This window comes from Mycobacterium sp. IS-1496, assembly GCF_001499995.1.
In the GTDB taxonomy this organism is placed as follows: Bacteria; Actinomycetota; Actinomycetes; order Mycobacteriales; family Mycobacteriaceae; genus Mycobacterium.
The window spans coordinates 69,434-84,320 of record NZ_LQIU01000004.1; the positions used below are offsets into that span (position 1 = coordinate 69,434).

Here is a 14,887-nt window from a genome sequence, read left to right on the forward strand (position 1 = left end):
GTTACGTGCGCGAGGCGTCGGTCAGCGCGCCGAAGTCGCGTAGCGGATGGTCGCGATCACGCGGTCGGGGTACTCGTTGAGGTCCAGCCAGGTGAAGCGCAGGACGTTCCAGCCCAGCAGCGCTATGGCGTTCTGCCGGGTGCGGTCGATCTGGAACACCTCGCTGTCGGTGTGGAACGCCCACCCGTCGACCTCGATCGCGACCTTCGCTGCGACGAACGCGACGTCGACCTGGTAGCCGCCGACGGGATGGTTCGTCGTCCACCCGGTGAACCCCGCGTCGCGCAGCAGTGTGACCAGGAGGCGCTCGGCCTCCGACCGCGCACCGTCCTGCGCCGCCTGCAGGAGCCGGCGCGCGGCGGGCGAGCCGTGCCGTCCCTTGTTGCGCAGATGCGCCCGCCACAGCTGGGTGAGTTCGACATGGCGTTGCAGTGCACGATCCATCAGCTTGGCGCCACCGCCGCGCCGGGCTGCGGCCTCGACGACCGTGAGCGGCAGCGCAGTGACTCGGAGGCCGTTGTGCTCGACGATGTCGTGCGGGTCCAGGTCGCGTCGCCGCAGGCGGATGCCGTCTCGGGGCCGGCCGTGGCTGTTGCGCGGAACGGTCACCTCCGTGACGGGGGCGCGAAGGTCGAGATGCCCAGCCACCAAGCGGCGGTCAACCCGCTTGCTGCGGCGTCGGTTCCGTACGTCCATACCGCTGCGCGGATTCTCGCGGCGTCGGTGAACGGGCGGTCCTGTGCGAAGTACACGCCGCGAGCGCAGCGGAGCCACCTTCCTGACCGCACTCGTCGCGCTGCAGCCGCCTGGCTGACACCGGCGCGGCGCGCCTGGACAAGCGTGATGACGCCATCTTGACGGCGTAGGTAGTCATCGAGCACATCGAATGGACGGCGGCTGCGCGGCGACGGTTCCGAGCGGGGCGATTTCGGCGCGGTTACGTACGCTCAGCGTCGATCAGCGCGCCGAAATCGCCCAGGATCAGAGGTGGCGGGCGATGCCGGCGGCCCGCAGTTCCAGCGACGCCAGTCCCCGGATCGCGGCGACGTCCTGATTGCGCCACGCCCCGACCGGGTCGGCGTCGACGCTGACCAGCTTGGCCAGCGGGCGGTTGGCCAGCGCCCGCAGCGCCAGCAACTGCTGACCGGCGGGGGTGGCGGCCAAGGTGATCGCGGTCCACTTGCGGCGCATGAACCGCACCCGCAGGAACACCCACGGCATCGCGACCGCCAGGATCGGCGGCGACGCGACCGCCAGCGCCAGCACCCACGCCAGCCACGAGGCGGTGGTGTCGAGGTTGTGGCCGGCGTTGGCGATGTCGAGTGCGGCCTCGCCCGCCGCGTTGAGCGGACCGCGCAGCGCGTCGCCGAGCAGCGGAACATCGTTGGTCTGGTCTCCCGCCGACTCGAGGTTGTCGGCGATGCCGTTCGCCCCGTCCTCGACCTGGCGTCCCACCTGCGCGATGGTCGCCACCGCCGAGTGCACGGCCATCCCGACGAACAGCCAGATCAGCACCCACACCGCGATGACGATGTCGCTGATCAGCTGACCGAACAACCGGCCTGGGGTGGTGGCATAGGGCACAAACCGCGAAGTCATGTGTGTAGATGCTGCCCGATAGGCTGGCCCGATGCGCCCCGCTCTGTCCGACTACCAGCATCTGGCCAGCGGCAAGGTTCGCGAGCTGTACCGCATCGACGACGAGCACCTGCTGTTCGTCGCGACCGACCGCATCTCGGCCTACGACCACATCCTGTCCTCGCAGATCCCGGACAAGGGCCGCATCCTCACCGCGATGAGCGTGTTCTTCTTCGACCTCCTCGACACGCCCAACCACCTCGCGGGCCCACCCGACGACCCCCGCATCCCCGAGGAGGTGCTCGGCCGGGCGCTGGTGGTGCGCCGGTTGGAGATGCTGCCCGTCGAATGTGTGGCGCGCGGCTACCTCACCGGGTCCGGGCTGATCGACTACCGCAAGACCGGCACCCTGTGCGGGCTGACGCTGCCGCCCGGCCTCACCGAGGCCAGCAAGTTCGCCGAACCGCTGTACACCCCCGCGTCCAAGGCCGAACTCGGCGCACACGACGAGAACATCGACTACGCCGCGACCGTCGGCCTGGTCGGGGAGAAGCGGGCCGAACAGTTGCGGGATCGCACGCTGCAGATCTACACCCAGGGCGCCGAGCACGCGCTGACGAAGGGGATCATCATCGCCGACACCAAGTTCGAATTCGGAGTCGACCAGTCGGGTGAACTCGTCCTCGCCGACGAGGTGTTCACCCCCGACTCGTCGCGGTACTGGTACGCCGACGCCTACCGCGAGGGTGAGGGCCAGGCCAGCTACGACAAACAGTTCGTCCGCAACTGGCTCACGGGTCCGGAGTCCGGCTGGGACCGCGCCGCCGATCAGCCACCGCCCCCGCTTCCGGCGGAGATCGTCGACGCGACCCGGTCGCGCTACATCGAAGCGTACGAACGTATTTCGGGCCTGAGCTTCACCGCCTGGATCGGGGCGAGCGCATGACCGCCGCGCCGCAGCCCAAGCGTGTCGAACACCGCCGCGAACACCACGGAGACGTGTTCATCGACCACTACGAGTGGTTGCGCGACAAATCCGATCCCGAGGTGCTCGCGCACCTCGAGGCCGAGAACGTCCACACCGAAAAGCGGACGGCTCATCTGGCGGAGTTGCGGCAGAAGATCTTCGACGAGATCAAGGCCCGCACCAAGGAGACCGACCTGTCGGTGCCGACCCGGCGCGGGGACTGGTGGTACTACGGCCGCAGCTTCGAGGGCAAGCAGTACGGCGTCCACTGCCGTTGCCCCGCGGCAGATCCCGCGGACTGGACACCCCCGTTGCTCGACGAGAACACCACCATCCCGGGCGAGCAGGTCCTGCTCGACGAGAACGTCGAAGCGGAGGGGCACGAGTACTTCGCGCTCGGGGCGGCGACCGTGAGCATCGACGGCAACATCCTGGCCTACTCCATCGACACGGTCGGCGACGAGCGGTACACGCTGCGCTTCCGTGACCTCCGCACCGGTGAGCAGTACGACGACACGATCGTCGGTATCGGAGCGGGCGCCACATGGGCCGCCGACAACCGCACCGTGTACTACACCACCGTCGACGACGCGTGGCGGCCGGACACCGTCTGGCGGCACCGGTTGGGCGCGAACCTGCCTGCCGAGCGGGTGTATCACGAACCCGACGAGAAGTACTGGCTCGGCGTCGGCCGCACCCGCAGCGACAAATACCTGATCATCGCCGCGGGCAGCGCGGTCACCTCGGAGGTGCGGTACGCCGACGCGGCCGATCCGGACGCCGAGTTCGCCGTGGTGTGGCCGCGCCGCGACGGGGTCGAGTACTCCGTCGAACACGCGGTGCTCGGCGGTGAGGACCGGTTCCTCATCATGCACAACGACGGTGCGGAGAACTTCGCGCTCGTCGATGCGCCGGTGACCGATCCCACCGCGACCCGCACGCTCATCGAGCACCGCGAGGACGTACGGCTCGACGCGGTCGACGCGTTCGCCGGTCACCTCGTGCTGAGCTACCGCGAAGAGGCGCTGCCCAAGATCCAGCTGTGGCCGCTGGGCGCCGACGGCTCCTACGGGCGCGCCGAGGACATCACCTTCGACACCGAACTGACCTCGGCGGGTCTGGGCGGCAACCCGAACTGGGATGCGCCGAAACTGCGTATCGCAGCGACGTCCTTCGTCACCCCGGTGCGGATCTACGACCTGGACCTCGCGACGGGGGAGCGGACACTGCTGCGTGAGCAGCCGGTGCTCGGCGGGTATCGGCCCGAGGACTACGTCGAACGGAGGGAGTGGGCGATCGCGCCGGACGGCGCCCGGGTGCCGATCTCCATCGTTCACCGTGCGGGCCTTCAGTTTCCGGCGCCCACCCTGCTGTACGGCTACGGCGCCTACGAGTCGTGTGAGGACCCGCGGTTCTCGATCGCCCGGCTCTCGCTGCTGGACCGCGGCATGGTGTTCGCCGTCGCCCACGTCCGCGGCGGCGGGGAACTGGGCCGCCCGTGGTACGAGCACGGCAAGCTGCTGGAGAAGGGCAACACCTTCACCGACTTCATCGCCGTGGCAAGACATCTCATCGCCACCGACACCACGCGACCGCAGAATCTGGTGGCGCTCGGAGGCAGTGCGGGCGGGTTGTTGATCGGGGCGGTCGCCAATCTGGCGCCCGAACTGTTCGCCGGGTTCCTGGCGCAGGTGCCGTTCGTGGACCCGTTGACCACCATCCTCGACCCGTCGCTGCCGTTGACGGTCACCGAATGGGACGAGTGGGGCAACCCCCTCGAGGACGAGCTCGTCTACCACTACATGAAGTCCTATTCGCCGTACGAGAACGTCGTCGCCAAGGACTATCCACCGATCCTGGCGATGACCTCGCTCAACGACACTCGCGTCTACTACGTCGAGCCGGCGAAATGGGTTGCCGCTCTGCGGCATGCGAAGACCGACGCCAATCCGGTGCTGCTCAAGACCGAGATGAGCGCCGGCCACGGCGGGATCAGTGGCCGGTACGAGCGGTGGAAGGAAGCCGCGTTCCAGTACGCCTGGGTGCTCGCCACGGCGGATCCCGACACCTACGCCACGGACAACTAGACACTGTCAAGACGCGACTAGGATGGCGGGGTGGCCAAGTCGAGCTACCACCACGGCGACCTGAAGTCGGCGATCCTCGCGCAGGCCGCCGAACTCGTCGCCGAACGCGGTGCCGACGGCGTCTCGCTGCGGGAACTCGCCCGCGCCGCCGGGGTGTCGCATGCGGCGCCCGCCCACCACTTCGCCGACCGTCGCGGGCTGTTCACGGCGCTGGCCGCCCAGGGGTGGTGGATGCTCGCCGAGGCACTGGCCGGTGCCCGACCGGACTTCCTCAACGCGGCGAGCGCCTACGTCCGCTTCGCGCTCGACCACCCCGGCCACTATGAGGTGATGTTCGATAAGTCGCTGATCGACGAGGCGAATTCCGAACTGCGCGAGGCGAAAGCGGCGGCGGGCGCCGAGCTCGCCCGCGGCGTCGCCACGCTCACCGACGCCCGGTCGCAGTCCGATCCCGAGGGTGCGGCACTCGCGGCGTGGTCGCTGGTGCACGGTTTCATCATGTTGTGGCTCAACGACCTGATCGCCACCGAAGGCGATCCGCTCGCCCAGATCGAGCGTGCCGCCACGATGCTGTTCGCCGGTGAGCCGGGTGCGGTAGCGTCCGGGCATGACTGAGTCGTACCTGCTCGACATCGAACTCAACACACTCGACGGCACCTCGACGTCGCTGCGGGAGCTCGCCGACGGCGCCGTGCTCGTGGTGAACGTCGCGTCGAAGTGCGGGCTCACCCCGCAGTACAGCGCGCTGGAGAAGCTGGCCCAGGACTTCGGCGACCGCGGACTGACGGTGATCGGTGTGCCGTGCAACCAGTTCATGGGTCAGGAGCCCGGCACGGCCGAAGAGATCCAGACCTTCTGCTCGACCACGTACGGCGTGACGTTCCCGCTGCTGGCCAAGACCGACGTCAACGGCCCGGACCGCCACCCGCTCTTCGCCGAACTGACCCAGACCCCCGACAGCAGCGGCGAGGCCGGCGACGTGCAGTGGAACTTCGAGAAGTTCCTGCTCGCGCCGGGCGGCCGCGTCGTCAACCGGTTCCGGCCGCGCACCGAACCCGACGCCCCCGAGGTCGTCTCCGCCATCGAGGCCGTGCTGCCCAACTAGACAGCTGCCGTCGACGTCACGGCAACCGTCGAGACATCTCGGGTTGTCATGCTGCACGCGTGGCTGGACAACTGATCCTCTCGATCTCCCACGTCAGTGCTCGCACGCTCGCCGACGTCGCCGGGTTCCGCGCCGAACTCGACGCCCGCGGTGTGCCGGTGTCGTTCCTGGTGGCCCCGCGCCTCAAGGGCGGATACCGGCTCGACCGCGACGCATCGACGGTCGACTGGCTGCGTGACCGGCGGGCGGAGGGGGACGCGATCGTGCTGCACGGTTTCGACGAGGCGGCCACCAAGAAGCGACGCAGCGAGTTCGCCTCGCTCGCCGCGCACGAGGCCAATCTGCGGCTGATGGGCGCCGACCGGGTGCTCGAGCACCTTGGGCTGCGCACCAGGCTGTTCGCAGCGCCCGGCTGGATGGTGTCGCAGGGGACCGCGATCGCTCTGCCGCGCAACGGGTTCCGGGTGCTCGCCGGGCTCAGCGGCGTGACCGACCTGGTCCGCGGAACGACGGTGCGGGCGCGCGTGGTGGGTGTCGGCGCCGGGTTCCTGACCGAGCCGTGGTGGTGCCGCACCGTGGTGCTCACGGCCGAGCGGACCGCCCGGCGCGCCGGCACGGTGCGGCTCAACGTCTCGGCCAAGCATCTCGGCCGCATCGGGCCGCGGCGGGCCGTGCTCGACGCGATCGACCTCGCGCTGATGCATCGGTGCGTGCCGCAGGTGTACCGGTGGGAGCCGCGCGCCGCGCTGCGCGAGGCCGCCTAGAGCGCCGCGATTCAGAATTCGGTGCCGTTCTCCTCGTCGAGAACCCGGAAGTCGGTGTCGGTCATCTCGCTCAAGCGCCCGTAGAAGATCCCGCGTGCGCTCGGATCGATGATGCCCTGGTGAATCGGCACCGCATGGGTGGGTGCGACGGCCCTCAGATAGTCGACGGCCTCGGAGATCTTCATCCACGGCGCCGCCGCGGGTGCGGCCAGCACGTCGACCGGTTCGCCCGGCTCGAACAGCGCGTCGCCGGGGTGCATCAGCCGGGCCGGATGGTCCCCGTCGCCGACCAGATACGAGATGTTGTCGATCTCGGGCAAGTCCGGATGGATGATCGCGTGGTGGCCGCCGACCCCGCGCACGGACAGATGGCCGATCGTGAACTCGTCCCCGGCGTGCACCGCGCGCCACGAACCGCCGAGCTGCTGGGCGGTCTGCGGATCGCAGTACAGCGCTGCCTGCGGGTTCGCGTCGAGCAACGCCGGTAGGCGGTCGACGTCGGCGTGGTCGGGGTGCTGATGGGTGATCAGGATCGCCGACAGCCCCGTGATGCCCTCGAATCCGTGGGAGAACACGCCCGGATCGAACAAAACCGTGGTCTCGGACGCCGAACCGTCGGGAAAGCTGGCGAGTAGGCACGAATGCCCGAAATGGGTCAATTGCATGGCTATATTGTGGCGCTCAGGCGGGGGCCGGTGGTGGGGGTTCGGATGCGGTTGCTGGTTGCGGCGGTGCTGGCGAGTTGCGGACTGGCGTTGGTGACACCGGCCGTGGCCACCGCGAACCCGATGGACTGTCCGCCGAATTGCGACCGGATTCCCGATTCGGCGTGGATGGCACCGACCTCGATACCGCTGTACGACGTGTATCGGTGGCCGAACCTGTCGGCCCTGTCGGTCACCGCCGTCACACCCCGGTTCCGGTTCGAGGAGACGTGCGCGACCTCCACGACGGCCACCGAGGACCCCCGCGCCACGGCGGTCGCGGCCAAAGCGGCGGTCACCTCGCCGGACGGCCAGTGGTCCCTACAGGCTCAGGTCATGCACTGGCGCGGCGAGACGTGGCGGGGCGGCCAGCTCGCGGCCGCCGCGTTCGACGACGCGGTCGCGGCGCTGCGCGCCTGTCAGCGCACCGCGCCGTCGACCTCACCGTCGATGACGACCGCGGAGCTGAACCGGATGGCGGCGGTCGTCAGCGCATCCGACCGCTCGGTGCTGCACCAGTACCTCGTCGTCGACCCGCGCAACAGCACCGTCGCCGAACTCGCGCTGTGGTCCACGGCCCAGCCGTCGGTCACCTGGCGTCCGGTGCCGGACGCCTTCGTGCTCGACGCGCTCAGCGCGCCGCTGTGCACCGCGTACATCGGCTCATGCCGGTAGACGGCGAAGTGCAGCGACACCGGTAAAGTCGTCGTCGTGGCGAAGGTGGTGGTGCACGTGATGCCCAAGGCCGAGATCCTCGACCCCCAGGGTCAGGCGATCGTCGGGGCCTTGGGGCGTCTCGGTGTGACGGGTGTCTCAGATGTCCGGCAAGGCAAACGATTCGAGTTGGAGATCGACGGCGACGTCACGGATGAGACGGTGGCCGAGATCGCCGAATCGCTGCTGGCGAACACCGTCATCGAGGACTGGTCGGTGACGAGGGAGGACGCATGAGCGCACGCGTAGGGGTGATCACCTTCCCGGGGTCGCTCGACGACATCGACGCAGCCCGCGCCGTGCGGCTCGCCGGCGGTGAGCCGGTCAGCCTGTGGCACGCCGACGCCGACCTCAAGGGTGTCGACGCGGTCATCGTGCCCGGCGGCTTCTCCTACGGCGACTACCTGCGGGCGGGCGCGATCGCGAAGTTCGCACCGGTGATGGGTGAGGTCATCCGCGCCGCCGAGGGCGGCATGCCGGTGCTGGGCATCTGCAACGGCTTCCAGGTGCTGTGCGAAGCCGGGCTGCTGCCCGGGGCGTTGACCCGCAACATCGGTCTGCACTTCATCTGCCGTGACACGTGGCTGCAGGTCGCCTCGAACACCTCCGCGTGGACGACGCGGTACGAGGACGGCGCGGACCTGCTGATCCCGCTGAAGTCGGGGGAGGGCCGCTATGTCGCCAGCGAGAAGGTGCTCGACGAGCTCGAAGGTGAGGGCCGGGTGGTGTTCCGCTACCGGGAGAACCTCAACGGGTCGATGCGTGACATCGCCGGGATCAGTTCGGCGAACGGGCGTGTCGTCGGCCTCATGCCGCACCCCGAACACGCCACCGAGGCGCTCACCGGTCCGTCCGACGACGGGCTCGGGCTGTTCTACTCGGCGCTCGACGCGGTGCTGACGGTCTAGGTCGGTATTCGACGGCGGGGCAACGGTTTCGCCTGAGAAGACCGACCCTGGTGGCAGGACCGGCCCTGCGGCCGTCAAGATGAAGAGATGCCGGCCAGCCCCCAAGCCCTGTGCGACTTCATCGACGCCTCGCCCTCGCCGTTCCACGTGTGCGACACCGTCGCGAGCCGATTGCGTGACGCCGGGTTCACCGAACTGGCCGAGAGCGACGAGTGGCCGTCGGCGCCCGGTGACTACTTCACCGTGCGGGCCGGCTCTCTGGTCGCGTGGCGGGCCGGTGACGATTCCCGGGCGCCGTTCCGCATCGTCGGCGGCCACACCGACAGCCCAAATCTGCGCGTCAAACAACACCCGGACCGGTTCGTGTCCGGATGGCGCATCGTGGCTCTGCAGCCCTATGGCGGGGCGTGGCTGAACTCCTGGCTGGATCGCGACCTCGGCATCAGCGGCAGGTTGTCGATCCGGGTGGGTGACACGATCGAGCACCGGCTGATCCGTATCGACGAACCGTTCCTTCGGGTGCCGCAGTTGGCGATTCACCTCTCCGAGGACCGCAAGGGAGTCAGCCTCGATCCGCAGCGGCACGTGAACGCGGTCTGGGGGGTGGGCGGATCGCCCGGGTCCTTCCTGGGTTTCGTCGCCGACCGGGCGGGAGTCGCCGAGGACGCCGTGCTCGCCGCCGACCTGATGACCCACGACCTCGCACCGTCCACGCTCGTCGGCGCCGATCGCGACATGGTCAGCGCGCCGAGGCTGGACAATCAGGCGACGTGTTACGCGGGACTGGAGGCGCTGTTGGCTGCTCAGCCCCGTGATGTGGTGCCGGTGTTGGCGCTGTTCGACCACGAGGAGGTCGGCTCCACATCGGACCACGGAGCCCAATCCGAGCTACTGCCAACGGTTTTGGAAAGGATCACGTTGGCGGCCGGCGGGCGGCGTGAGGACCTGTTGCGCCGGATGTCCGGCTCGGTGGTCGCCTCGGGCGACATGGCCCACGCGACGCATCCCAACTATCCGGAGCGGCACGAGCCCGGGCATCTCATCGAGGTGAACGCCGGGCCGGTGCTCAAGGTCCAGCCCAACCTGCGCTACGCCACCGACGGGCGCACGGCGGCGACGTTCGCGTTGGCCTGTGCACAGGCGGGGGTGCCGATGCAGCGTTACGAGCACCGCGCCGACCTGCCGTGCGGATCGACGATCGGTCCGATGACGTCGGCGCGCACCGGGATTCCGACCGTGGACGTCGGTGCGGCGCAGTTGGCCATGCATTCGGCACGGGAGCTCATGGGTGCGGACGATGTGGCGGCGTACTCCGCGGCGCTGCAGGCGTTTCTGTCACCGGCCTGATCTATCGTCGGCGCCATGGCGATGACCGTGGAGATGATCACCTTCGACTGCACCGACCCCGATGCCCTGGCCGAATGGTGGGCCGCGGCGGTCGGCGGTGAGGTCAGTGCCTTCGAGCCCGGTGAGTTCGTGGTCGTCGTGCGCGAGAGTGGGCCGCGGCTGGCCTTCCAGAAGGTGCCGGACGTGACGCCGGGGAAGAACCGCGTGCACGTCGATTTCACCGCCGCGGACGTCGAGGCGGAGGTGGCGCGCCTCGTCGGCCTCGGTGCGACGGAGACGGGCAGGCACAGCTTCGGGGACGAATTCAGCTGGGTCGTGTTGGCGGATCCGGCCGGCAACGCGTTCTGCATCGGGAGCGCGTGACGCGTTTGTGAGCTGTGCGAATTAGCTGTCGATATCACTGTCTGGTCACGCATGCTCCATTCGGTTTCCGAGGCGGTGGCAGTTCTCAGGCGGTAATCCGCCGGCGCGTGCACAAGCGCGCCGCTCTGGCGAAAGCCCCATCAAGCGCTGGATATTGCCTACGGCGACAACTTCTGACGATCGAAGCGGCTTCCCTGCGGACCGCCGCCAAGCTCGACGGCGACCGAGGAGCCCGTGGTACGCAGGCTCGGCATGCCGTTGAACTGCGTATACATCGATGAGGTGTGCGTCATCGTCGGAGTCCCTCCCGTCTGGAACGGTGTGGACCCGTCACTTCGGGATTTCGACAAGATCACCGGTGATTTCGATGGAAAGTTGCTGGTACGCGCTGCGGCCACGAGGTGTCGTAGTTGACCGTGCAACCATCTCTCAGGAAAAACTCAGCCGCATCTCATGATCTTGATAATCGGTGTTATTTTCCTCACACAACATCGAAACGTTGCTGGGAGGGAAACGGTATGGCGAGGCTTCGGCGCAAAGCGGCCCGGAATTGCATGAGGAAGGCCGCCGTCGCGGGGGGTGCGGCGGTCACGGCAACCGCGTTGACGATGGGCTTGACGGCTCCGTCGGCTGCGGCAGCGGCCACCGCGTCTGAAGTACGCGCGTACGAGACCCAACGCGCCGCGTTCGAAGACGCGAACCTCGGCTTCCTGCTCGAGGCGCTCGGTCTCGACGTTCCCGGCCTCGACGAGCTGCTGCCGATTCCGACGACGATTCCGGGTCTGCCGGGCGTCGAACTGCCGATCAACGTCATCACCACCGGTCCGCCGTTCGGGGCCTTGGCACTCTTCGGGCTCAACCCGTTCTGGGTGCCGGCCTTCCCCAGCGCGATCGCCGACGAGATCAACGGCACGCCGTACGGCGGGATCGACACGGCGCTTAGAACTACGGTGTTCGGCCTCCCGGTTTCGGTGCCTTTGGAACTCGTGAACCTCCGCGTCCCGATCGTGATCGCATTCGGTCTCGGCTCGCTGGCGACCGGCATGGCCTATCCCGATGTGGTTGCCGATCTGCCCAATCAGCCCGGCGGCACGGCCGAGGGAGCTCCGGACGGAACGAGCCTGACCATCCTTCCGCTGATCCTGCTGCGCAACCCCGGACGTGCCGACGGTGGAATCGCCGCGCGCTTCGCGCCGGTGCTCGACCCGATCCTCGGGCTGTTCGGCCAGAACAGCGTCGTCACGCCAGAGGTGGACGTGGAGACCGACGGCGGTGCCGTGCTGGTGCCGATCAAAGTCGACGGCACCGTGGAATACGACCCGCTCTCCGACTTCGCGGCCTGGCCGAACCCCTTCACGCTGGCCAACAACGGCGCAGCATTCCTGTTCCCGACCTACATCCTGCGGGGCGCCGATCTGACCGGCGCGCTTCCGGACGTGCTCGAGCCACTACTCGGCAGTGTTGCCGGCAACTTGGCTTCCGGCATCATCGGCGATGGGTTGACAGTTTCCTCCCCCCTCGGATCGATACCTCTGACTCGAGCACAGGTGCTTGCGCTCGTCGGAGGGCTGCTGCCCGGCATCGACATTCCAGCTGAGGGATTTGAGGCCCTCAATCTGTTCTTCACCGTCGAGTCCGACGCGTTGCCGCTGCTGGAGCCCTTCCGGTATCCGACCGACATCGCCAACCTGTTCACCGGCGGGGCGTTCGGCTTCACCAACCCGTTCGCCGACGCGATCGAACCGGCGCTGAAGATCCTGGTGAACCTGGGCTACACCAACGTCACCCAGGACATGACCAACCCGCTCGATCCGTATCCCCGCGACTTCAGCGGCAACTTCGGCAGCGAGTACGCACCCTTCCTCACCCTCCCTGAAGGCGTTGAGTGGGAGCGGGTGCCGGAGGACCTCGTCACGGCGTTCGCCGCCGGTGTGCGGAACTCCTTCTTCACCGGCATCCCCGGCGTTCGAGGACCGCTGGCCGGCCCGAACCCGCTGGCGATCATTGCCGGTCTGCTCGGTCTGCCGACCGGTCCCGCCGAGCTGCCGGATCTGTTGAACGCCTTCCCCGACCTGGCCGGCATCATCGGCGGCAATCTCGGCCTGCCGGATCTGAATTCGACCAGCGCGCTGGCGGCTGCCGCGGCACCGTCGGTGGGCGGCTCCGACGATCCGCTGACGCGACTCGGCGAAACGCTGGCGCGGACGCTCAACATCGCCTTCGAGCGTGAGGCGCCGGTGGAGTACACCCCGCCGACCAGCCCCGTGGATTCCGCGTTCGACGTGTCTGAAGGCCTCAGCGCCAGCGGACTTCGGTTGCTCGCCGCGACGGTGCTGGGACCGACACGCTTGGCGGCCCTCGCCGAGGGTGGCCCGGAAGCGCTGGCGGATCTCATCGAGAACACCGTCGACGCCCCGCTGTGGATCGCCGACCCGGCGCTCTACGGGCTTCGCGATGCCCTGCCGGCGGACGCGGCGGGCAACGTCACCGCGTTCCGCGACAGCTTGTGGGCCCTGACCGAACGGATCAACGAGGCGCTGCTCGGCGCCCTCGACGATCTGCCCGGTGCGCCGGCCGACGTGACCGTCACGTCGGAGCAGGCCAGGACCGGTGTGGACAACGAGGACATCGAGGCCACGCTGAAGGTTGCAGGCGCCGCGCAGCCGGGCCAGACCGCCGGTGAGATCACGTCCGACGTTCCGCCGGCGGACACCTCCGGCGACGCTCCGAAGGACGTCCTCGACGGTGAGAACGCCACCGCCCCCAAGGGCGACGACCAGAAGGTCACCAACGGGGGGCAGATCAAGGGCGGCCAGTTCTCGAAGGCCATCGAGCGGTCCATCGATCGGGTGGGCGACCGCCTGAACGACGCCGCCGACGATCTGCGCGACGGCATCAAGAAGGCCCTCACACCGCCGTCGAAGACGACCACGGTCGACAACGACGACACGGACAACACCAGCACCGAGCCGGCCGCCTAGCCGCCTCCCGAGACCCAAGGCCTCCTGCCATCGACTCTGTGGGGGACAGAGTCGACCGGCAGGAGGCCTTGTCGCATCTCGGGTCGCGAACGCGACGCCGCCTGGAAAGATCGCCGTCGTGTTGCTGTCGCTGATCGCGGTGTCCGCCGTGCTGGCCGGGTGGGGGGTGCTGGCCCGGCGCATGGAGCGCTGGCGCGTCACCGCTCCCATGGTGATCGTCCTGGCCGGGGTGGTGATCGGTCTCGCCACCTCCGACCGGGTGGCGGACGGCCTCAACACCGAGATCGCCGAACACGTCGCCGAGATCATCTTGGCCATCCTGCTTTTCGTCGACGCCACCGACGTGCGCGGCGGACTCTTCGGCTACGAGCCCAAGGCCGCACTGCGCATCCTGTTCGTGGCTCTGCCCCTGGGCATCGCCACCGCCCTGGTCTTCGGACTCTGGTTGCTGCCCGGTTCGTCGTGGGCGGTGCTCCTGGTGATCGCCTGCATCGTCGTACCGATCGACTTTGCGCCGGTGTCGTCGATCCTGCGTGACCGGCGGGTGCCCGAGCGGGTGCGCGATCTGCTCAACGTCGAGGCCGGGTACAACGACGGCATCGTCTCGCCGCTGTTCATCTTCGCTCTGGTGCTCGCCGACCAGGACACCCGCGCCGACACCCCGCTGCAGGCGATCGAGGCGGCGGTGCCGCAGGCCGCCAAGGCCATCCTGGTGGGCCTCCTCGTCGGCACCCTCCTCGCGCTCGCGGCGAACGCCGCCCAGCAGCGGGGCTGGACCACCCACCAATCCAACCGCCTGGTCCTCGTCGCCGCGCCGCTGCTGGCCTTCGGCCTGAGCCTGGCCATCGACGGCAACGGCTTCGTGTCGGCGTTCGTCTGCGGCATCGCCTTCAAATACCTGCGGCACTCCGACGACCTCCACAGCGACCTCGAACTCGTCGACGACGTCGGCTTCCTGCTCACGGTCGGCATGTGGTTCGCCTTCGGGGTGGCCGCCGTGGCCATCTTCGAGGCAGGCGTCACCCTCGGCGCCGTCGTGTTCAGCCTGCTGGCGCTGACCGTCGTCCGCATCGTCCCGGTCCTGATCGGCATGCTCGGCACCCGCTTCGAACCGCCCGAACGCCTGCTCGTCGGCGGCCTCGGGCCACGGGGAACCACGACGATCGTCTTCGGCCTGCTCGCGTTCAACGTGCTCGACGGATCCGACGAACACACCGTTGGCCTGGTCGTCGTGCTGTGCGTTCTGGGCAGCGTCATCCTGCACGGCGCGGCCGCACCCGCCGTCGCTCACGCCTACGCCACGCGGTACCCGGCGTCCCGCGACGCGGAGCACACCGGCCCGGGGAAATAGACTGTCTGCGTGACGCAG

The 14,887-nt window shown here is 68.6% G+C and carries 14 protein-coding genes and 1 pseudogene; 12 read left to right on the plus strand and 3 right to left on the minus strand.

All coding sequences use genetic code 11. From position 1 onward, the window contains the following. Window positions 1–21: 21 nt before the first annotated feature. A pseudogene (locus AU195_RS03560) lies at window positions 22–881 on the minus strand (DUF559 domain-containing protein). A 100-nt stretch (window positions 882–981) separates the two neighbouring features. Then, window positions 982–1,599: a hypothetical protein gene (locus tag AU195_RS03565; protein ID WP_059157686.1), complete on the minus strand. Its 618-nt coding sequence runs from the start codon at window positions 1,597–1,599 to the stop codon at window positions 982–984. 31 nt (window positions 1,600–1,630) lie between these two features. On the opposite strand from AU195_RS03565, the gene AU195_RS03570 reads away from it, so the two are divergent. From AU195_RS03570 to AU195_RS03590, 5 genes are read left to right on the plus strand one after another with little or no spacing between them, the layout of a single operon-like run. Next, window positions 1,631–2,524 carry a phosphoribosylaminoimidazolesuccinocarboxamide synthase gene (locus tag AU195_RS03570; RefSeq protein ID WP_059157687.1) on the plus strand — a complete coding sequence of 298 codons (894 nt, stop codon included), beginning with the start codon at window positions 1,631–1,633 and terminating at the stop codon, window positions 2,522–2,524. Then, complete coding sequence (locus AU195_RS03575) at window positions 2,521–4,632, plus strand: S9 family peptidase (protein WP_059157688.1); 2,112 nt, start codon at window positions 2,521–2,523, stop codon at window positions 4,630–4,632. The genes AU195_RS03570 and AU195_RS03575 overlap by 4 nt, the downstream gene beginning before the upstream one ends. Window positions 4,633–4,662: 30 nt before the next feature. Next, window positions 4,663–5,247 carry a TetR/AcrR family transcriptional regulator gene (locus tag AU195_RS03580; protein WP_059157689.1) on the plus strand — a complete coding sequence of 195 codons (585 nt, stop codon included), beginning with the start codon at window positions 4,663–4,665 and terminating at the stop codon, window positions 5,245–5,247. Then, a complete protein-coding gene (locus tag AU195_RS03585) occupies window positions 5,240–5,737 on the plus strand; it encodes a glutathione peroxidase (RefSeq protein ID WP_059157690.1) in 498 nt (165 codons plus the stop codon). The genes AU195_RS03580 and AU195_RS03585 overlap by 8 nt, the downstream gene beginning before the upstream one ends. Window positions 5,738–5,796: 59 nt before the next feature. Then, window positions 5,797–6,501: a DUF2334 domain-containing protein gene (locus tag AU195_RS03590; protein WP_059157691.1), complete on the plus strand. Its 705-nt coding sequence runs from the start codon at window positions 5,797–5,799 to the stop codon at window positions 6,499–6,501. A gap of 11 nt (window positions 6,502–6,512) precedes the next feature. Here AU195_RS03590 and AU195_RS03595 read toward each other — a convergent pair whose 3' ends face one another. Further along, a complete protein-coding gene (locus AU195_RS03595) occupies window positions 6,513–7,166 on the minus strand; it encodes an MBL fold metallo-hydrolase (protein WP_059157692.1) in 654 nt (217 codons plus the stop codon). A 45-nt stretch (window positions 7,167–7,211) separates the two neighbouring features. Between AU195_RS03595 and AU195_RS03600 the strand changes: the two genes are divergently transcribed. The 7 genes from AU195_RS03600 (at window position 7,212) to AU195_RS03630 (ending at window position 14,869) form a co-directional block, all read left to right on the plus strand. Beyond that, window positions 7,212–7,880 carry a hypothetical protein gene (locus tag AU195_RS03600; protein WP_059157693.1) on the plus strand — a complete coding sequence of 223 codons (669 nt, stop codon included), beginning with the start codon at window positions 7,212–7,214 and terminating at the stop codon, window positions 7,878–7,880. 36 nt (window positions 7,881–7,916) lie between these two features. Beyond that, window positions 7,917–8,156, plus strand: coding sequence for a phosphoribosylformylglycinamidine synthase subunit PurS (gene purS, locus AU195_RS03605; protein WP_059157694.1), 240 nt, complete (start codon window positions 7,917–7,919; stop codon window positions 8,154–8,156). Beyond that, entirely contained in the window at window positions 8,153–8,827 is a 675-nt protein-coding gene (purQ, locus tag AU195_RS03610) for a phosphoribosylformylglycinamidine synthase subunit PurQ (RefSeq protein WP_059157695.1), read from the plus strand. Before purS ends, purQ begins: the two co-directional genes overlap by 4 nt. Before the next feature lie 87 nt (window positions 8,828–8,914). Then, window positions 8,915–10,174, plus strand: coding sequence for a M18 family aminopeptidase (locus tag AU195_RS03615; protein ID WP_059157696.1), 1,260 nt, complete (start codon window positions 8,915–8,917; stop codon window positions 10,172–10,174). A 15-nt stretch (window positions 10,175–10,189) separates the two neighbouring features. Beyond that, window positions 10,190–10,537: a VOC family protein gene (locus AU195_RS03620; RefSeq protein WP_059157697.1), complete on the plus strand. Its 348-nt coding sequence runs from the start codon at window positions 10,190–10,192 to the stop codon at window positions 10,535–10,537. Window positions 10,538–11,091: 554 nt separating this feature from the next. Beyond that, window positions 11,092–13,518, plus strand: a complete 2,427-nt coding sequence (locus AU195_RS03625) for an alpha/beta hydrolase family protein (RefSeq protein WP_286149116.1) — start codon at window positions 11,092–11,094, stop codon at window positions 13,516–13,518. A 118-nt stretch (window positions 13,519–13,636) separates the two neighbouring features. Then, window positions 13,637–14,869 (plus strand): cation:proton antiporter domain-containing protein, encoded by a 1,233-nt coding sequence (locus AU195_RS03630; RefSeq protein WP_059157699.1) that lies wholly within the window; start codon window positions 13,637–13,639, stop codon window positions 14,867–14,869. Window positions 14,870–14,887 lie beyond the last annotated feature (18 nt).